Origin of the sequence: Nocardioides sp. Root122 (assembly GCF_001425025.1) — a bacterium.
GTDB lineage: Bacteria > Actinomycetota > Actinomycetes > Propionibacteriales > Nocardioidaceae > Nocardioides.
This window is the reverse complement of the sequence record NZ_LMDE01000010.1, coordinates 364,605-382,886: the sequence shown is the minus strand read 5'-3', so window position 1 is coordinate 382,886 and position 18,282 is coordinate 364,605. Positions and strand designations below refer to the sequence as shown.

Here is an 18,282-nt window from a genome sequence, read left to right as displayed (position 1 = left end):
GCAGCGCGACCTGTTGGCATCGCTGACGCCGCCAGAAGTCCCTCCGCGCTCAACGTCGCGCGCGGCACTCCTCAGCGAACAGGAAATCTCCTGATCATGCCCGACCTCAGGTTCACGCCCCAGGCCGCCCAGAACACCGAGATCCCGCGCCCCAAGCGCGCCGAGGGTCAGTGGGCGCTCGGCTACACCGAGCCGCTCAACAAGAACGAGCAGTCCAAGAAGGACGACGACCCGCTCAACGTGCGGGACCGCATCCTCCACACCTACTCGCGACGCGGGTTCGACTCGATCGACCCCGCCGACCTGCGCGGGCGCTTCCGGTGGATGGGCCTCTACACGCAGCGCGCCCCGGGCTTCGACGGCGGCAAGACCGCCCAGCTCGGGGAGGAGGAGCTCGACGACCGCTTCTTCATGATGCGCGTGCGCACCGACGGCGCGATCCTCGACGCGGCCGCGCTCCGCACGCTCGGTGAGGTGTCGACCGCCTACGCCCGCAACACCGCGGACATCACCGACCGCAACAACATCCAGTACCACTGGATCGACATCGAGAGCGTCCCCGCCATCTGGGAGCGCCTCGAGGCGGTCGGCCTGTCCACCCTGGAGGCGTGCGGCGACGGCCCGCGCCCCTTCCTCGGCTCCCCCGTCGCCGGCATCGCCAAGGACGAGATCATCGACGGCAGCGAGGCGCTCGCCGAGATCAAGCGCCGCGCGCTCGACAACCCGGCGTTCTCCAACCTGCCGCGCAAGTTCAAGACCGCGCTGACCGGCCACCCGAGCCACGACGTGGCGCCGGAGGTCAACGACGTCTCGTTCGTCGGCACCGTCCACCCCGAGCACGGCCCGGGCTTCGACCTCTGGGTCGGCGGCGGCCTGTCCACCAACCCGATGCTCGCCCACAAGCTCGGCGTCTGGATCCCGCTCGACGAGGTCGCCGACGCCTGGGAGGGCGTCGCCGGGATCTTCCGCGACTACGGCTACCGCCGGCTCCGGTCCAAGGCCCGCCTCAAGTTCCTCCTGGCCGACTGGGGCAAGGAGAAGTTCCGGGAGGTCCTGGAGAACGAGTACCTCCACCGCGCCCTCGTCGACAACCCCTCCCCCGAGGCGCCCGTCGTCCAGGGTGACCACATCGGCATCCACGAGCAGAAGGACGGCCGCTTCTACGTCGGCGCCGCCCCGGTCGTGGGCCGCATCGACGGCACCACGCTGAGCGCGCTCGGCGACCTCGTCGAGCACTACGGCGCGGCCGGCGCGCGGCTGACGGCCTACCAGAAGCTGGTCGTGATCGGCGTCGCCGCCGAGGACACCGCCGCCTTCGCCGACGACCTCGAGAAGATCGGCCTCACCGCCCGTCCCAGCAACTGGCGCCGCTCCACGATGGCCTGCACCGGCATCGAGTTCTGCAAGCTCGCCATCGTCGACACCAAGGAGCGCGCCCGCCGCCTGGTGACCGAGCTGGAGAAGCGCTTCCCCGACCTCGACACCGACATCTCGGTCAACGTCAACGGCTGCCCCAACGCCTGCGCCCGCACCCAGGTCGCCGACATCGGCCTGAAGGGCCAGCTCGTGATGGACGAGGCCGGCCGACAGGTCGAGGGCTTCCAGGTGCACCTCGGCGGGGCACTCGGGCTCCACACCGCGATGGGCCGCAAGCTGCGCGCCCACAAGGTGACCAGCGCCGGACTGGACGACTACGTCACCCGCGTCGTGTCGGCGTACCTCGAGGACCGCACCGACGGGGAGCGCTTCGCCGCCTGGGTGGCCCGCGCCGACGAGAAGCTGCTGCGCGGCGAGCCCGAGCTGGCGGCGGTCTGAATGAGCGAGCGAGCAGTCCCGTTCCACTGCCCCTACTGCGGGGACGAGAACCTGTTCCCCCAGGAAGGCGCGGGGGCCTGGGAGTGCCGCTCGTGCCTGCGCGCCTTCACCGTCCGGATGACCGGCATGATCCGACCGGGTGGAGGAGCGGCATGAGCGCCTCCACCCAGGCGGCCCGCGACTTCAAGGGCACGCACACCGAGGGACGTACGCCGGAGGAGCTGCGCGAGCTGGTCTCCCACGTAGGCGCCGAGCTCGAGCTCGCCCCGGCCGAGGTGATCATCGAGTGGGCCGTCGCCACCTTCGGCGACCGGTTCGCCATCACGTCCTCGATGGGCGACGCCGTGCTGGCGCACCTCGCCTCCACGGTCGCCCCCGGCATCGACGTGGTCTTCCTCGACACCGGCTACCACTTCGTCGAGACCATCGGGACCCGTGACGCGGTCGGCGCCACCCTGCCGGTCAACCTGCGCACCGTCAGCACCCCGCTGACCGTGGCCGAGCAGGACGCGCAGTACGGCAAGGACCTCTACAAGACCGACCCCGACCTCTGCTGCGCGCTGCGCAAGGTCCAGCCCCTCAACGACGCCCTTGCCGAGTACGACGCCTGGGCGACCGGCCTGCGTCGCGCCGAGACCCACAACCGGGTCATCGCGCCGGTCGTCGGCTGGGACGCCCGCAAGGGCAAGGTCAAGGTCTCGCCGCTCGCGCGCTGGAGCGACGAGCAGGTCGAGCGCTACGTCGTCGACAACGGCGTGCTGGTCAACCCGCTCGTCCACGACGGCTACCCCAGCATCGGCTGCTGGCCGTGCACCCGTCGCGTCGCGCCCGGCGACGACCCGCGCAGCGGGCGCTGGGCCGGCACCTCCAAGACCGAGTGCGGCATCCATGCCTAGGCCACCCCACGACCTCCACCACCGGGACGACAGCGCCGTCGCACCCGCACCCACGAAGAAGCACCGCACCACCACACATGATCGGAGGCACCCCTGATGGCTGCTCCTGCTCTGGTCGCCCTGGCCCACGGAAGCCGGGACCCGCGTTCGGCCGCGACGATCAAGGCGCTCGTCGCCGAGGTCAAGGCGATGCGCCCCGACCTCCGGATCGAGACGGCGTTCCTCGACCTCTCCAAGCCGTCGTTCGACACGGTCGTCGACCGGCTCGTGAAGGCCGGTCACGACGAGATCGTCGTCGTCCCGCTGCTCCTCACCGAGGCCTACCACGCCAAGGTCGACGTCCCCGAGGCGATCGCTGCCGCGATGGCCCGCCACGACGGGCTCAAGATCCAGGCCAGCCGGATCCTCGGCATGGAGGCCGCCTTCCTCGAGGTGCTCGACGTCCGCCTCCGCGACGCCCTCCGGGCGGCCCGGGTGCGCGAGCTCGACGCCCTGGTCCTCGCCGCCGCCGGCTCCTCGGACCCGCTCGCCAACCAGGCCGTGGCCCGCATCGCCCGCACGTGGGGCGCGCGGCACCGGCTGCCGGTCACCGCGGCGTTCGCCTCGGCCGCTCCCCCTGCCGCCGGCGAGGCCGTGCGCGCGTTCCGCGGCGAGGGCAAGCGCCACATCGCGGTCGCGTCGTTCTTCCTCGCCCCGGGCCGGTTGCCCGACCGGGCGACCGAGCTCGCGCTCGAGGCCGGCGCGGTGGCCGTGTCCGACCCGCTGGGCGCCCACCCTGCGGTCGCCCGGGCGATCCTGGCCCGCTACGCGGTCGGCGCCGTCGAGCTCGTGCCTGTCTGAGCCGGACGGGCCACGATGATCGTGGAGTGCGCGGGCCACCGGGTGGCTCGCGGACTCCACGATCCGCCGGCGGCTCCCGAACATCCTGGGGACTCAGGCGCCGGACAGCGTCAGGGTCGTGCCTCGTAGACGTGGTTGAACGGGGTCTCGGCGACCTTGCGGAACCGGGTGAACCCGGCGTCGGTCACGACCTGGCGGATCGCGGCCTGACCCGCCTGCGCGCCGAGGGCGTAGCCGCCCGGCTGCGAGACGGCACTGGGCACGCAGAGGAAGGTCGAGAAGCCGTAGAACACCCGGCCGACCGGGTTGAGGTTCTCGGCGACCGTGTCCCCTGCCGCGGGCTCCACGATCATCCAGGTGCCGTCGGGGGCGAGCGCGCGCCGGATGTGCTGCGCGGCGCCCAGGGGGTCACCCATGTCGTGGAGGCAGTCGAAGGTGGTCACCAGGTCGAGGTCGTGCTCCTCCAGGGCCTGGGCACCCGCGACGTCGAAACGCACGCGGTCGCCGATCGCCGCGACCGCGGCACGCTCGCGCGCAGCCTCGATCGAGCCCTGGTGGTAGTCCGACCCGACGAAGGTGCTGGCCGGGAACGCCTCGGCCATCAGCAGCGTGGAGGCGCCGTGGCCGCACCCGAGGTCCGCCACCCGGCCACCTCGCTCGAGCTTCGCCGGGACCCCGTCCAGCGCTGGGATCCACTCGGTGAGCAGGTGCATGAGGTAGCCCGGACGGAAGAACCGCTCGCAGCCGTTGAAGACGTCTTCGTCGTGCTGGTGCCAGCCGTAGCCGGAGCCCGTGCGGAACGCGTGCTCGATCTCCGGCATCGCCTTGAGGGCGCCCAAGGCGAGCTCGAACGCACCGGGCAGGAAGATGGGGCCGGAGGGGTCGGTCAGCGCGAAGGCCTGCTCGGGTGTCATGGAGTACGTCGCGCTGGCGGCGTCGTGCTGCACGTAGCCGCCGGCGGCCTGCCCGCGCAGCCACTCGTCGACGTAGCGCGGGTCGGTGCCGGTCCGGGTGGCCAGTCCGCGCGCGTCGGTGGGTCCGACGGCGAGGCCGCGGTAGAGCCCGAGCCGCTCGCCGAGGAGCACGTTGCCCGCGCCCATCGTGGCGCCCAGGTCGCCGACGAAGCTGCCGACGAACTGCATCAGCGCGTCCATGTCGATCGCGGGTGCCGCCTGTGGCTCGGTGGTCTGGTCGGTCGTCTCGTCGATGGTGGTCATCTGGGTCTCCCTCTCGAGGCAGTTCGGGTGGATGCTGTGGAGAGACCGTGCTCCCGAGCGGTTGCGGGACGGTTGCAACACCACTGCAACCGGGACGTCGGAGACTGCTCGGGTCCACGGAGGAGGTGGTGCACGTGCGGGCACGCGAGCCGGACAGCAAGGGGTACGTCGACGTCGGCGGCGTCCGCCTGGCGTGGGAGTCCTACAACGACACCGCCGCGAGCACCGTGCTGTTCGTACCGATCGACACGTGCGTGCACAGCCGGGCCTGGAAGGGGCAGGTCGCCTACCTGGCCCAGCACCACCGCGTCGTCACCGTCGACCCCCCGGGCAACGGGGAGTCGGACCGGTCCCTCGATCCCGCGGCCTACGCGGACCTGGCCCTGGTCGAGGACACGCTCGCCGTGCTGGACCACCTCGGGGTGGCGCGTGCCGTGCTGGTGGGGATCTGCGGGAGCGCGTGGCAGGCACTGCTGGCCGCGGCCCTGCACCCCGACCGCGTGCAGGGGGTCGTCGCGGTCGCGCCCAGGGTGCGTGACCGGACACCGCCCTTCCCCGTCCGGCTGGAGGCGCTGCAGCACTTCGACGAGGAGCGCGACGACTACTCGGGCTGGAACGGCAACAACCGGCACTACCTGCCCGAGCACTGGCCGGACTACGCCGCGTTCTTCTTCGACCAGATGCTGCCCGAGCCCCACTCCACCAAGCAGCTGGAGGACATCGTCGGCTTCACCCGGCAGACGACCGGCGCGGTGATCCTGGCCGAGACGGCCGGCCCCCGCTTCCCGGACACCGCTGACGAGGCCGAGGCGCTGCTGCGCGGCATCACCTCGCCGGTGCTGGTGGTCCAGGGGACGGCCGACCGCTGCCAGCCTCCCCAGCGCATCCGGAGCGCCGCCGAGTGGACCGGCGCCGAGCACCTCGTGCTGGAGGGCTCGGGGCACCTGCCGATGGCTCGGCACCCGGTCGTGGTCAACCGCGCCATCAAGGCGCTGGTCGACCGGGCCGTCGGCGCGCCGACGCCGCCGAGGCCCCGTCGGACGAGCCGGCGTCGTCCCCGGGTGCTCTACCTCTCCTCCCCCATCGGCCTCGGCCACGTGCGCCGCGACCTCGCCGTCGCCGACGCGATGCGCGAGCTGCGGCCCGACCTCGAGGTCCAGTGGCTCACCCAGTCGCCGGTGGCGGAATTCCTGGAGGAGCGCGGCGAGTCGGTGCACCCGGCGTCGCGGCTGCTGGCGAGCGAGTCCGGCCACTTCGAGGCCGAGGCCGGTGAGCACGACCTGCACGCCTTCGACGCCGTACGCCGCATGGACGAGGTGCTGGTCAACAACTTCATGGTCTTCGACGACCTCGTGGAGCGGGAGTCCTTCGACCTGTGGGTGGGCGACGAGGCGTGGGACCTCGACCACTTCCTCCACGAGCACCCGTCCCTCAAGCGTGCACCGTTCGTCTGGATGACCGACTTCGTGGGCTGGGTGCCGATGCCGGACGGAGGCGAGCGGGAGGCGTTCCTGACCGCTGACTACAACGCCGAGATGGTCGAGCACGTCTCCCGCTACCCCGCCCTCCGCGACCGCTCGGTCTTCGTCGGGGACCCCGAGGACGTCGTCGACCTTCCCTTCGGACCGGACCTCCCGACCGCTCGCGCCTGGACCGAGGAGCACTTCGACTTCGCCGGCTACGTCATGGGCGAGCGGCCCGACCCGGCACAGCGCGACGAGCTGCGCGAACGGCTCGGCTACGGCCCCGACGAGGTGGTCTGCCTGGTCTCCGTGGGAGGGTCGGGGGTCGGCCACCACCTGCTGCGGCGGGTGGCCGCAGCGCACGGCCCCGCCTCGGCGCGCATCCCCGGGCTGCGGATGGTCGTGGTGACGGGTCCGCGCATCGACCGGGAGGCTCTCGCCCTGCCGGACGGCGTCGAGGTGCACGGGTTCCTGCCCGACCTCGACCTCCACCACGCGGCGTGCGACGTCGCCGTGGTGCAGGGCGGGCTCAGCACCACCATGGAGCTGACCGCGGCGCGCCGGCCGTTCGTCTACGTGCCCCTCGAGCACCACTTCGAGCAGCAGGTCCACGTGCGGCACCGACTGGACCGCCACCGTGCCGGGCGCGCCCTGGCCTACGCCGAGACCGACCCGGACCGGATCGCCGAGGAGCTCGTCGCCGCGCTCGCGCGGCCCGTGGACTACCTCCCGGTGCCCTCGGACGGCGCCGCTCGCGCAGCCCGGCTGACGCTCGAGGCGCTCTGACGCGGGGCCTGGCCGACGGCCTCCACCCGTCGGCGCACGGACGGCCACGAGTCGGTCGTCGCCTCGCGCAGCGGGGCGAGCAGCCGGGCGGCTTCCGCGTCGTCGCCCCGCGCCCGCGCCGCGCCGGCCAGCAGGAGGTAGGCGTCCGCGCCGACCAGCCACGCCCGCCCGGGCGGGCAGTCCACCTCAGCGAGCGCCTCGGTCGCACCGCGGGTCAGCTCGCCGGTGACCGCGGCCAGGGCGGACGCGCACAGCAGTCGGCCCGGGCGCGCCGTACCGCTCAGGGCGGCGAGGCCGGCGCGGGCCACGGACTCCGCCTCCGCCGTGTCGCCGGTCTCGACGAGCGTGGCGGCCAGCAGGCCCGCGGCCCACGAGTGCCACCACGGGTGGTCGACGGCCGAGGTGGCCTCGACGGAGCGGCGGCCGAGGCGACTCGCGTCCTCGAGGTCGCCGGCGAGGCGGGCCAGCCAGCCGTCGTACGCGAGGAGGTAGCCGGCGTAGGCCGGGAAGCCGCTGCGCCGGTTGAGGTCGAGCGCGTCGCGCAGCAGCCGCCTCGCCTCGTCCCAGTCGTCGTGGGCAGCCGGCACGAACGCCGACTCGAACACCACCCATTGCAGCAGCCAGGCGTCGGGTCGCTCGCGCAGCAGCGGCTCGAGCTCCTGCACGGCCGCAGCGAGGGCGGGAGCGTCGCCGAGGTGCCACGCCACCGTCTTGAGGCCGTCGAGCGCCAGCACGAGCCCGTCCGGCGAGCCCGACGCGCGGACCCGCTCGATCACCCGGTCGGCACGCGCACTCGCGTCGGCCAGCCGCAGCCGGCTCGCCTCCAGCACCGTGAGACGGGTGCCGAAGTCGGCCTCGGCCCGCCGGTCGCCGAGCTCGGCAGCGAGGCGTACGCCGTCCTCGAGCGGACCCAGCAGCTCGTCGGCCGACAGCTGGGCGCCCACCGCCGCGTCGCCACCACGCGCGCGCAGGGCAGCCAGCTCCAGGCGCCGCTCACCGATGCTGCGGGCCCAGGCGAGGGCGGCGTCGATGTCCTCGATGGCGGCACCCCAGCTCATCTCCGCCTCGTGCACGCGGCCGCGCACCAGCAACGCCCGGGCGCGCGTCTCGGCCGCCAGCCCCGGGACGGCCAGGCAGCGCTCCACCAGCGTCCGGGCGTCCTCCACCGCCGCCCGGCGCAGCGCCTCCTCCCCGGCCAGCAACCAGCCCTGCGCGGCGCGGGCGTCGTCACCGACGGCGTGCGCGTGGGCAGCCATCACCTCGGGCCGGTCGCTGGTCAGGTCGGCGGCGCGCCGGTGGTAGGCGGCAGCCACCGCCGCCGGAAGGGCGGCGTACACGCATTCCTGGAACACGTCGTTGGTGAACTCGTAGACCGCGCCGCTGCGCACGAAGAGCCCGGCGCGGGTGAGCTCCTCGCCGTGGCGCGTCGCAGCGACCTCCGACACCTCGGCCAGCCCGGCCAGCAGGCGCGCGTCGAGGCGCCGACGCAGCACGGCACCCGCCTCCACCACGGAACGGCACTCGGGTGAGAGCCCATCGACACGGGCGAGGACGCCCTGCGAGAGCGAGGCCGGCACGCCTGTGTCGCCGCTGCCCAGTGCGCGCAGGCACTCGACCACGCTGAGGGTGTGGCCGGCGGTGCGTGCCATCACCTGTCGTCCGCGTGCCCCGAGGCCGGCCGCGGCCGCGAGGGCGACCACCGCCTCGGGGCCGAGCGGACCGAGCTGGACCCGCCTGGCCCGGTCGCCGAGGCGTTCGGCGACCGTCTGGTCCTCGCTGCGGACCGCGCCGACGAGCAGCACCCGCGACGAGGCGAGCTGGCGAGCGAGGTAGCCGAGCAGGTCGACGGTGGCCGCACCGGCGTCCTGCAGGTCGTCGAGCACCAGGACGAGCGGGCGGGTGGCCGAGAGCCGCCGCAGCGCCGCGGCCGCCGCGTCGTAGGTCGCCCGGCGCTGGAGGTCGGGGTCGGCCGGCGGAGGGGGCGCGTCCGGGACCACCGCCGCGAGGTCGGCGACCAGGGACACCCACGCAGCCTCGTGGCCGCGCAGTGTCGCCGCGAGCTGGTCGTGCTGCAGCCCCGCGAGCGCCGGGCGCAGCGCGTCGACGAACGGCTGGAGGAACAACGACCTCTCCGCCGGGTGGCACCTGCCCCGCAGCACCTGCCCGCCCGACGCGGTGCCGAGGTCTGCCACCGCGTCGAGGAGCCGGGTCTTGCCGATGCCACCCTCACCGACGACGAGCACGAGGTCGGCCTCGCTCGCGGACACCACGCCCTCCCAGGCGGCCCGGAACAGCGCCATCTCCTCCTCCCGCCCCACCAGCAGCACCTCCGGCGCCTCGCCTCGCGGCCGGGGCACGGACGACGCGGCGTCGCCGCCGACGTCCGTGTCCCGCAGCAGCGCGAGGTGCAGGTCCGAGGTGGCGCGGGCCGGGTCGGTGCCGAGGTCCTCGCTCAGGGTCCGCGCGAGCCCGTCGTACGCCGACAGCGCGGCGGCGACCCGGCCGTCCGCGGTCAGCGCGCGCATCAGGTCGCGGACGGCGAGCTCGTCATAGCCGTCGGCGCGCGTCCCGTCGGTCGCGACCCGCACCGCCGCCGCCGGGTCGAGCGTCAGGAGGGCGGCGACGCGGTGGTGGCGCGCGTCGCGTCGGAGCTCGTCGACGTCGCGGCGCAGCTCCAGCACCCAGTCGTCGTCAGCCTCGTCGAGCAGCGCGGTCTCGGCTCCGAGCAGCTCGAGGGCCGCGGCGGCCGCGGACTCGGCGAGGGCGTGCTCGCGGGCCGCCAGACGCGCCGCGGCCTCGGCCAGCCACTGCTCCGCCTCGACCAGGTCGAGGGACCACGCGCCTCCGAGCGCGTAGGCGCCGGGGCGGCCCACGACGAGCCCGGCACCGAGGGTGCGCCGCACGCGGCTCACGAGCGTCGCGACGTTGGCGGCCGGGTCGGCCGGCGGTGCGTCCCGCCAGAGGGCCGCGACGATGCGGTCCGTGGCGACCGGTCGCCCACGTGCCGCGGCCAGCAGCGCGAGGAGCGTGCGCGCCTTGCGGCTGCCGAGCTCGCGGCCCGAGCGCGCGCCGTCCCCCGTGTCCACCGCGAGCGTGGACGACAGTCGGAGCCGGACGATGCCTCCGGGCGGGGTCACGCGACGAGTATCCGCCTCCGCGTGCCGCCGCGGAACGCCTCAGCCGACCAGGCGCTCGCGCAGGTGCTCGAGCTGGCGGGCCGGGTCCTCGGTCACGCCGCCGTGCACCGGCCCGGGCTGCAGCACCGTGCTGCGCGGAGCCTTGAGGAAGCCGAAGCGCTGGCCGAGCGACTGCCGGGCCGCCTCGCCGGCGCGCTCGTCCCCGCGGCACACCAGGTCCACGAAGGTCAGGGAGTCACACACCTGGTCGACGTCGACGCGCGCATCCAGGGCGCGCAACCGGTCGGCGTCGACGTTCCACACCACGTCGAGGAAGTCCGCGGACTGGCAGTGCAGCACCACGCCCACGTTGAGGAACTCCTCGCGGTCCGGCCGGGGCACGCACCGCAGCACGACGTACTGGTAGGCCATTCTCGTCGGCATGCTCGTCGGCATGCTCGTCGGCGTGCCCGTGGGCGTGCCCGTCGGCGCGCTCACCGGGCCACCTCCGGCAGCCACTGGCGCGTGCCGAGGCGGGCGTCGAGGAAGTCGACGTAGGCCGCACGGAGGTCGTCCGGCCCCAGCTGTCCGGACCCGTCGGCGCCCGGGACGGGCTCGAGCCAAACGTCCGGGACGGTGGCGAGGACCTCGGTGAAGACGTCGCGGTCGAGGACCGCCGAGATCTCCGCGTCGAGCTCGCGCGCCCGGCCGGTGCAGGTCTCGAAGACGTGGCCGCTGACGTCCCACGGCTGGGCGGCGAACTTCGCCGGGTCGGTCGTCCCCGAGCGCCAGCCGTGGTGGAAGTAGAGCGAGGCCCCGTGGTCGATGACCCAGAGGTCGCCGTGCCAGACCAGGAGGTTGGGGTTGCGCCACGAGCGGTCCACGTTGGCGGTGAAGGCGTCGAGCCACAGCACGCGCGCACCCTCGTCGTCGGCCGCGCTGACCTGGCCGTCGACGCCGAACGACCCGGGAAGGAAGTCGATGCCGAGGTTGGGCCCGACGCTGGCGTTGAGGAGGTCCTGCACCTCCTCGTCGGCCTCGTAGCGGGCCAGCTCGGGGTCCAGGTCGAGCACCACGAGGCGCGGGGTGCGCAACCCGAGCCGGGTGGCCAGCTCGCTCACGATGACCTCGGCGACGAGCACCTTGGCGCCCTGGCCGGCACCGCGGAACTTGCAGACGTAGGTGCCGAGGTCGTCGCCCTCGACGAGCCCGGGCAGGCTGCCGCCCTCGCGCAACGGCGTGACATAACGGGTGACGGTCACCAGCGGGAGTGCCGTGGACATCACCGGACCGGGGACTCCGCGTCGAGCCGGGCCTGCTGCTCGGCCACGTCGAAGTCGGCGGCCGGCCACTGCAGGTCGAGCCCGCGCAGGGTGTCCAGCAGCAGCTGGCCGATGGCCAGGTTGCGGTACCACTTCTTGTCCGACGGGATCACGTGCCAGGGCGCCGCGTCGGTGTTCGTGCGCTCCAGCGCGATCTCGTAGGCGTCGCGGTAGGCCGGCCACAGCGCTCGTTCGTCGAGGTCGCCCGGGTTGAACTTCCAGTGCTTCTCCGGGTTCGCCAACCGCTCGGCCAGCCGCTCCTTCTGCTCCTCGGCGCTGATGTGCAGCATGCACTTGATGATCGAGAAGCCCCGGTCGGCGAGACCGGCCTCGAAGTCGTTGATCGCGCCGTAGCGGCGCTCGATCTCCTCGGCCTCGGCGAACCCGCGGACCCGGGCGATCAGGACGTCCTCGTAGTGGGACCGGTCGAAGACGCCGATGTAGCCGGCGTCCGGGAGGCCCTTCTCGATGCGCCACAGGAAGTCGTGGCTGCGCTCCTCATCCGTGGGCGCCTTGAAGCTCGTGATCCGCACGCCCTGCGGATCGACGAGGCCGATGGTGTGCCGCAGCACGCCGCCCTTGCCGCTGGTGTCCATGCCCTGCAGCACCAGGAGGACGCGGCGCTCCGACCCGACGGTGCGCTGGGCCCACAGCCGCTCCTGGAGGTCCGAGAGCTCGTCGCCCATCGCGAAGAGCGTCGCCTTCCCCTTGGCCTTCTTCCCCTTGAAGCCCGGGGCGGCATCGGTCTCGAGCGCGGTGAGGTCGACCGGTCCTGCGGGGAGGCGCACGTGGCCGGCGATGTCGTCCGTCATGGGCACATCATGGCGCACGGGGTGGCGCGGGCAGCCCGAGGACGCGACGCACGTCGAGGGTGCAGCCGACCACCGTGGACGTCGTACCGTCGCGCTGCGGCTCGTCGAACCAGGTGCCCCGGGTGAAGCCGGCCTTGTCCAGGATCCGCAGCGACGCCGCGTTGGCGTGGTCGGGGGCAGCGAAGTACGCGGTCGCGTCGGGGTAGCGCCGGCGCGCGCCCTGCATCCAGGCCCACAGCACCCGGGCACCGAGACCGCGTCCGGCCCACCCGGGCTCGCCGATCGCGTAGTCGAGGCCGACGGCGTCGGGGTCGGGCGTGAGCAGCGCGAAGCCGGGATGGTCGCGCACCCGGTAGTCCTGGACGAAGCCGACGGACCGGCCGTTGACCTCGATCACCCACATGCGCGTCGGGGTCCTGCCGTCGACCCGCGGCCCGTACGACGCCGTGACCCGCTCGATGGTCGCCTCCCCGTCGTGGCCCCACCAGCGGCGGACGTGGTCGGCCCGCAGCCACCGGACGAGCGCGGGGAGGTCGCCGTGCGTCATCGCCCGCAGGTCGATGCGCTGGTCGGGGTCGACGGCGAAGCGCAGGGTCTCGCCGGACAGGTCGTCTGCGACCGGCTCGGCCAGGGTGGTCGCAGCGATCCGGGCCGCGGCCGCCGCCCACGACTCGGCGGGTCGAACGGCGCCGCTCAGCTCCCGCTCCCCGTGGCGTACGACGACGGGGACGGCCCGGGTGCCGTCGGTGACGGCCACGTCAGTGGGCGAGGGCGTCCGGGTCGACGACGGGCGGCAGGACCGACCACGGGAAGTCGATCCACCGCTCCGTCAGCCGCCAGGAGTAGTCGGGCTTGATGACCGACTGCGGCTTCTCGTAGATCACCACGGTCCGCGCCTCGGCGACGCTGCCCTCGCAGAACTGGTGGACCAGCTCGAGGGTGCGACCCGTGTCGGCCACGTCGTCGGCGATGAGCACCTTGAGGCCGGAGAGGTCGACGGCCGCCGGGGTGGGCGGCAGCATGATCGGCACGTCGAGGCGCTGGTCGACGCCGGTGTAGAACTCGACGTTGATCACCGACAGGTTCTTCACCGCCAGGGCGTAGCCGAGTCCCATGCCTAGCCCGAGGCCGCCCCGCGCGATCGACAGGATCATGTCGGGACGGAACCCGGAGTCCGCGACCTCCTGCGCGAGCTCGCGCGTGGCCGTGCCGAACAGCTCGTAGGTGAGGACCTCGCGCTCGTTGCTCACGCCACCATCACATCATTCGCGGCGCCCTGCCGTCGACGCCGCCCGAGGCCCGCCGGACCGCCGCCGGATCCGTCATCCGAACCCGGCCGCATGACGTCGCTCTCGTATGACGGATCAAGGCCCCGCGGGAGTACGACGACCGGCGAAGGACTCGGTCAGAAGTCCGGGTGGTCGCCGAGGTCGTGGTCGCCCTCGGCCAACGCCTCACGGACCACCGAGAAGGCCAGGCCGGCGGCGTAGCCCTTGCGGGCCAGGAGCCCTGCCAGCCGGCGGGTCGCCACCTGCGGCTCGAGCCCGCGCATCGAGCGGAGCTTCTTGTCGACGAGTGCGCGGGCCGCGTCACGCTGGTCGGCCTCGTCGATCTGCTCGAGCGCCTCGGCAGCGTCGTCGTCGCCCACGCCCTTGCGGCGCAGCTCCTGCTTGAGCGCACGGGGCGCCAGGCCCCGGCTGCGGTGCCGGCTCTCCACCCACTGGCGGGCGAAGGCGGCGTCGTCGATCAGCCCGACCTCGGTGAACCGGTCGAGCAGCGTGGCGGCCAGGTCGTCGGGGACCCCACGCTTGGCGAGCTTGTCGGCAAGCTCCTGCCGGGTCCGGGCCTGCCCGGTCAGGGTGTCGAGGAGGATCTTGCGGGCGACGGCCTCGGGGTCGGCCTCGACCTCGGCGGCGGCGGCCTCCTCGCGCGCGAGACGCGCCGCCTCACGCTCCTCCCACGTGCGGGTGCGCCGGCGACCGCCCTTGCTGCCCTTCGACCGTCCTGTGGCGCCACCCCTCGTGGAGCGGGAGCCGGCTGGCGGCTCGGCCGGCGTGGGTGGGGCCTCCCCCACCCACGCCTGGACGCCGAGCCCCACGTCACCGGCCCACGCGGGCGCCGGACGGGTCTCCCGCTCAGAAGTCATTGACCCCGATGGGCTCGTCGCTCAGGTCGTCGGCGGGCTTGTCGACGGCCGGGATCACGCCCAGCTTCTCCAGGATCAGCTTCTCGATCTCGTTGGCGAGGTCGGGGTTGTCCTTGAGGAAGTTGCGCGAGTTCTCCTTGCCCTGACCGAGCTGGTCGCCTTCGTAGGTGTACCAGGCGCCGGCCTTGCGGATGATGCCCGCCTCGACGCCGACGTCGATCAGGCCACCCTCGCGGCTGATGCCCTTGCCGTACATGATGTCGAACTCGGCCTGCTTGAACGGCGGCGCGACCTTGTTCTTGACGACCTTGACGCGGGTGCGGTTGCCGACCATGTCGGTGCCGTCCTTGAGCGTCTCGATGCGACGCACGTCGAGGCGCACCGAGGAGTAGAACTTCAGCGCGCGACCACCGGTCGTGGTCTCGGGCGAGCCGAACATCACGCCGATCTTCTCGCGCAGCTGGTTGATGAAGATCGCGGTCGTGCCGGAGTTGTTGAGGGCACCGGTCATCTTGCGCAGCGCCTGGCTCATCAGCCGGGCCTGGAGGCCGACGTGGCTGTCGCCCATCTCGCCCTCGATCTCGGCCCGGGGCACGAGCGCGGCGACGGAGTCGATGACGATCAGGGACAGGGCGCCGGAGCGGATCAGCATGTCGGCGATCTCGAGCGCCTGCTCACCGGAGTCGGGCTGGGAGACCAGCAGGGCGTCGGTGTCGACGCCGAGGTTCTTGGCGTAGTCGGGGTCGAGCGCGTGCTCGGCGTCGATGAAGGCGACGATGCCGCCGGCCGCCTGGGCGCTGGCCACCGCGTGGAGGGCGACCGTCGTCTTTCCGGAGGACTCCGGACCATAGATCTCGACCACGCGACCGCGCGGCAGACCTCCGAGGCCGAGGGCCACGTCGAGGGCGATCGACCCGGTCGGGATCACCTCGAGCGGTGCGCGCGTCTCGTCGCCCAGTCGCATGACCGAGCCCTTGCCGAACTGCTTCTCCACCTGTGCGAGCGCGGCGTCGAGGGCCTTCTCGCGGTCTGCACCAGCCATTGCTGTGTCCCGTCCTGTCGTCGTTGTCTGCGGTACTTCTGCGACGTTAGGGCGAGCCACCGACAGTCCCTGATCAGGACCGTCGCACGCTGTGGACAACCTCGCCCGTCGTCGTACCTGTGGAGGAACAGTAGCCCGAACAGGTGTTCGATGCAGCGTTAGGACGCGGCGTGTCGCACGCCGGTGCGATCCGGCGGTCCGGCCCCGTCAGGCAGGCGTGCGGGTCAGCCGCCCGGCGACCACGACGGTGCCGGCCAGGAGCGCCGCGAAGGCGGCGAGCGCGGGGTAGCCGAGCCCGCCGACGATCACCCCGGCCAGCGCGCCGCCGCCGGCCGCCGTCAGTGCCATGGCCATGTCGGAGGTGCCCTGGACGTCGGTGCGCGCCGAGATCGGGGTGCGGTCGGCGATGACGGTCGAGGCGGCCACGGTGGCGCACGACCAGCCCAGTCCCAGCAGGAACAGGCCGGCGAAGATCTGCCACGAGCTGCCCTCCGGCGAGCGCCCGCACAGTGCGAGCGAGACCAGCAGCACCACTCCCCCGGCGACGAGCACCGGGCTGCGGCCGAAGCGGTCGGCGGCCCACCCGACGACGGGCGAGAACGCGAACATGCCGAGCACGTGGATGGAGATCACGAAGCCGATCACCTCGAGGTGGGCGCCACCGTGCTCCATGTGCAGCGGGGTCATGATCATCACGGTCACCATGGCCGCGTGGGCGCACGCCATCGCGACGACGGCCGCGCCGACTGCCGGCACGTCGCGGACGACCTCGACGAACCGCCCCCACGAGCGACCGGGCGGCTCGACGACGCCGCCTGCCGCGACCCCGGCCGCGTGCTGGGCCACGAGGAGCGGGTCGGGCCGCAACCGCAGCCAGACCCAGCCGGCGGCGAGCACGAGGACCACCGAGCCGATGGCGAACCCGCCGGTGAGCTCCGGGATCCCGCTCGCGCGCGCCACCGCACCGCCGACCCCGACGAGGTTGGGGCCGGCCACCGCCCCGATGGTGGTCGCCCAGACCACGACCGAGAGGGCGCGCGCCCGGTGCTCCTCGGTCGCCAGGTCGGTGGCGGCGTAGCGCGAGGCACTGTTGACCGCAGTCGTGGCGCCCAGCAGGACTGCCCCGAGCAGCAGGACCAGCATGGAGTCGACGACGCCGGCGACCACCGCCAGGACCGCGCCCGTGGCGCCGAGGAGGTAGCCGGTGACCAGGCCGACGCGGCGCCCCCGCCGGCGCATCACCCGCGCGAGCGCGTACGCCGCGGCCGCGGTGCCGAGCACCTGGAAGGTCTGTGCGAGGCCGGCCATCGTCTCGCTGCCGGAGATGTCACGCGCGAGGAGCGAGGCGGTCGCGACCCCGATCGTGACCCCGACGGCACCGACGGCCTGGGAGACGACCAGCGTGCGGACGGTGTGGCGCTGGACGTGGGCGACGTCGTGGACGTCGGCACCGGCCTCGGCCCGGGCGCTCACCGCTCGCGGTCCGGCAGCTCGAGCTGGCGCCAGACCGCCGCCCAGACCTGCTTCGGCGGCACGCCCGCGTCGATGGCCTCCCGGGTCGTGCGTCCGTCGAGGTCGCGCACGACCGTGAGCTCGGCCCACGTGCGGGAGTAGTCACGACCGAGCGCGTGGTCGAGCCGTGCCCAGAACTCGGTGTGCCTCATCGGAGCATCGAACCACGGACCGCCGACACCTCGAGCCAGGTCTCCCCCCGCGTGCCCGGGACCCCGGACCTCACCTCGACCTCCGACCAGCCGGCGCCGGCCAGCACGTCGGTGACCGCGGCGGCGCGCCAGTAGGTGAAGTGGCGGGGGTGGCGTATCGACCCGTGGGTCGACCAGCCCTCGCCGTCGCCCTCCTTGAGCGAGGCCCGCAGCAGGCCACCGTCGCGCGTCGCCCCCGCCAGCCGCGACAGCACGGTCGGCAGGTCGGCCCGCGCCACGTGCAGGAGGGAGGCGTTGGCCCACACGGCGTCAAAGGGCCCGTCCGGCGAGGTGAGGTCGTCGACGAGCGGGTCGAGGACGTCGGCCGCGTGGCCCTGCTCGCGCAGCAGCGCGACGAAGGCGGGCGTCACGTCCGTGCGCCGGACGCGGAGGCCGAGGTCCTCCATCACCCGCGCGTCCCGGCCGCCGCCCGAGCCGATCTCCAGGACGAAGGCACCCGGGCCGAGACGGACGGCCAGGGCCTCGAGGTCGGCGCGCACCGAGTCGGGCATGGCCGGCGAGGCCTCGACGTAGGCGACGGCGTCGAGCTCGTAGGCGCGGACCGTGTCCTTCACGACCGGCCGGCCCCCACGTCGTGCAGGTGGTGGACGACGTCGTGGAGGTGGTAGGTGCCGAGCGACTCGACGGTGAACTCGTCGCCGTTGGACCGGGTGCCGCGGCGCGAGCGCGTCGCGTCGGTCACCGTGGCGTAGACGCCGGCAACCGTGCCGGCCGTCTCGATCAGCGCGACGGCGACCTCGGCCGGGTCCTGGGCGGCGTAGTCGCCCTCGATCGCCGTGGCGTCCTGGTCCCAGTTGGCGAAGGTGGGCTCGTCCTCGTCGAGCATCAGCCGCAGCCGCTGCGCGAAGAGCTCGTGGACGTCGCGCACGTGGCAGGCGTACTCCAGCGGCGACCACACGCCGGCGGCCGGACGCTCGCGTACGTCGGCCCGGACCAGGACGTCCGACCAGGCCATCGCGGTGTCGTGGACGAGGCGCGGCAGGTCGGCCAGGTCCTGGGCGCGCGGGTCGAAGCCGCAGTCCGGGCACGGTCTGTCCAGGACCCACGTCCAGTCCTTGGTGTCCGGCGTGATTCCGTCGGAGGCGGTGCTCATGGCCGCCATC

General features: G+C 73.5%; 18 protein-coding genes. 5 read left to right on the top strand and 13 right to left on the bottom strand.

Annotation, left to right across the window (positions count from 1 at the left end; translation table 11 throughout):
- Positions 1-96 precede the first annotated feature (96 nt).
- From ASC64_RS10920 to ASC64_RS10910, 4 genes are all read left to right on the top strand, one after another.
- Positions 97-1,815, top strand: coding sequence for a nitrite/sulfite reductase (locus ASC64_RS10920; RefSeq protein ID WP_056907561.1), 1,719 nt, complete (start codon positions 97-99; stop codon positions 1,813-1,815).
- On the top strand, positions 1,816-1,971 hold the full coding sequence (locus ASC64_RS21685; protein ID WP_082550379.1) for an Insertion element protein: 156 nt from the start codon (positions 1,816-1,818) through the stop codon (positions 1,969-1,971). It begins immediately after the preceding gene.
- On the top strand, positions 1,968-2,711 hold the full coding sequence (locus tag ASC64_RS10915) for a phosphoadenylyl-sulfate reductase (RefSeq protein WP_056907560.1): 744 nt from the start codon (positions 1,968-1,970) through the stop codon (positions 2,709-2,711). Before ASC64_RS21685 ends, ASC64_RS10915 begins: the two co-directional genes overlap by 4 nt.
- A gap of 96 nt (positions 2,712-2,807) precedes the next feature.
- Positions 2,808-3,551 (top strand): sirohydrochlorin chelatase, encoded by a 744-nt coding sequence (locus tag ASC64_RS10910; protein WP_056907559.1) that lies wholly within the window; start codon positions 2,808-2,810, stop codon positions 3,549-3,551.
- A gap of 110 nt (positions 3,552-3,661) precedes the next feature.
- Here ASC64_RS10910 and ASC64_RS10905 read toward each other — a convergent pair whose 3' ends face one another.
- Positions 3,662-4,768, bottom strand: coding sequence for a class I SAM-dependent methyltransferase (locus ASC64_RS10905; protein ID WP_200937681.1), 1,107 nt, complete (start codon positions 4,766-4,768; stop codon positions 3,662-3,664).
- 134 nt (positions 4,769-4,902) lie between these two features.
- Between ASC64_RS10905 and ASC64_RS10900 the strand changes: the two genes are divergently transcribed.
- Positions 4,903-7,017 (top strand): alpha/beta hydrolase, encoded by a 2,115-nt coding sequence (locus tag ASC64_RS10900; RefSeq protein ID WP_056907888.1) that lies wholly within the window; start codon positions 4,903-4,905, stop codon positions 7,015-7,017.
- Here the strand turns inward: ASC64_RS10900 and ASC64_RS23000 are convergent.
- The 12 genes from ASC64_RS23000 to ASC64_RS10840 all read right to left on the bottom strand — a co-directional run bounded on the left by ASC64_RS23000 (position 6,954) and on the right by ASC64_RS10840 (position 18,272).
- Complete coding sequence (locus ASC64_RS23000) at positions 6,954-10,154, bottom strand: ATP-binding protein (protein WP_056907558.1); 3,201 nt, start codon at positions 10,152-10,154, stop codon at positions 6,954-6,956. The genes ASC64_RS10900 and ASC64_RS23000 overlap by 64 nt on opposite strands.
- Before the next feature lie 39 nt (positions 10,155-10,193).
- Complete coding sequence (locus ASC64_RS10890) at positions 10,194-10,631, bottom strand: DUF3037 domain-containing protein (RefSeq protein WP_235563669.1); 438 nt, start codon at positions 10,629-10,631, stop codon at positions 10,194-10,196.
- Positions 10,628-11,416: a HipA family kinase gene (locus ASC64_RS10885; RefSeq protein ID WP_056907556.1), complete on the bottom strand. Its 789-nt coding sequence runs from the start codon at positions 11,414-11,416 to the stop codon at positions 10,628-10,630. Before ASC64_RS10885 ends, ASC64_RS10890 begins: the two co-directional genes overlap by 4 nt.
- Positions 11,416-12,267, bottom strand: a complete 852-nt coding sequence (locus ASC64_RS10880; protein ID WP_056907555.1) for a PPK2 family polyphosphate kinase — start codon at positions 12,265-12,267, stop codon at positions 11,416-11,418. The genes ASC64_RS10885 and ASC64_RS10880 overlap by 1 nt, the downstream gene beginning before the upstream one ends.
- A gap of 7 nt (positions 12,268-12,274) precedes the next feature.
- Positions 12,275-13,024 (bottom strand): GNAT family N-acetyltransferase, encoded by a 750-nt coding sequence (locus ASC64_RS10875; RefSeq protein ID WP_056907554.1) that lies wholly within the window; start codon positions 13,022-13,024, stop codon positions 12,275-12,277.
- Between the two features lies 1 nt (position 13,025).
- The gene (locus tag ASC64_RS10870) at positions 13,026-13,517 is read right to left on the bottom strand and encodes a phosphoribosyltransferase (protein WP_056907553.1); all 492 of its coding nucleotides are present in this window, start codon (positions 13,515-13,517) and stop codon (positions 13,026-13,028) included.
- Positions 13,518-13,672: 155 nt separating this feature from the next.
- On the bottom strand, positions 13,673-14,413 hold the full coding sequence (locus ASC64_RS10865; protein ID WP_056907552.1) for a regulatory protein RecX: 741 nt from the start codon (positions 14,411-14,413) through the stop codon (positions 13,673-13,675).
- Positions 14,403-15,455 carry a recombinase RecA gene (recA, locus tag ASC64_RS10860; RefSeq protein WP_056907551.1) on the bottom strand — a complete coding sequence of 351 codons (1,053 nt, stop codon included), beginning with the start codon at positions 15,453-15,455 and terminating at the stop codon, positions 14,403-14,405. The genes ASC64_RS10865 and recA overlap by 11 nt, the downstream gene beginning before the upstream one ends.
- 207 nt (positions 15,456-15,662) lie before the next feature.
- Positions 15,663-16,928, bottom strand: coding sequence for an MFS transporter (locus ASC64_RS10855; RefSeq protein WP_056907550.1), 1,266 nt, complete (start codon positions 16,926-16,928; stop codon positions 15,663-15,665).
- The gene (locus ASC64_RS10850; protein WP_056907549.1) at positions 16,925-17,119 is read right to left on the bottom strand and encodes a DUF3046 domain-containing protein; all 195 of its coding nucleotides are present in this window, start codon (positions 17,117-17,119) and stop codon (positions 16,925-16,927) included. The genes ASC64_RS10855 and ASC64_RS10850 overlap by 4 nt, the downstream gene beginning before the upstream one ends.
- Positions 17,116-17,733, bottom strand: a complete 618-nt coding sequence (locus tag ASC64_RS10845) for a class I SAM-dependent methyltransferase (protein WP_056907548.1) — start codon at positions 17,731-17,733, stop codon at positions 17,116-17,118. Before ASC64_RS10845 ends, ASC64_RS10850 begins: the two co-directional genes overlap by 4 nt.
- Complete coding sequence (locus ASC64_RS10840) at positions 17,730-18,272, bottom strand: DinB family protein (protein WP_056907887.1); 543 nt, start codon at positions 18,270-18,272, stop codon at positions 17,730-17,732. Before ASC64_RS10840 ends, ASC64_RS10845 begins: the two co-directional genes overlap by 4 nt.
- Positions 18,273-18,282: the final 10 nt, after the last annotated feature.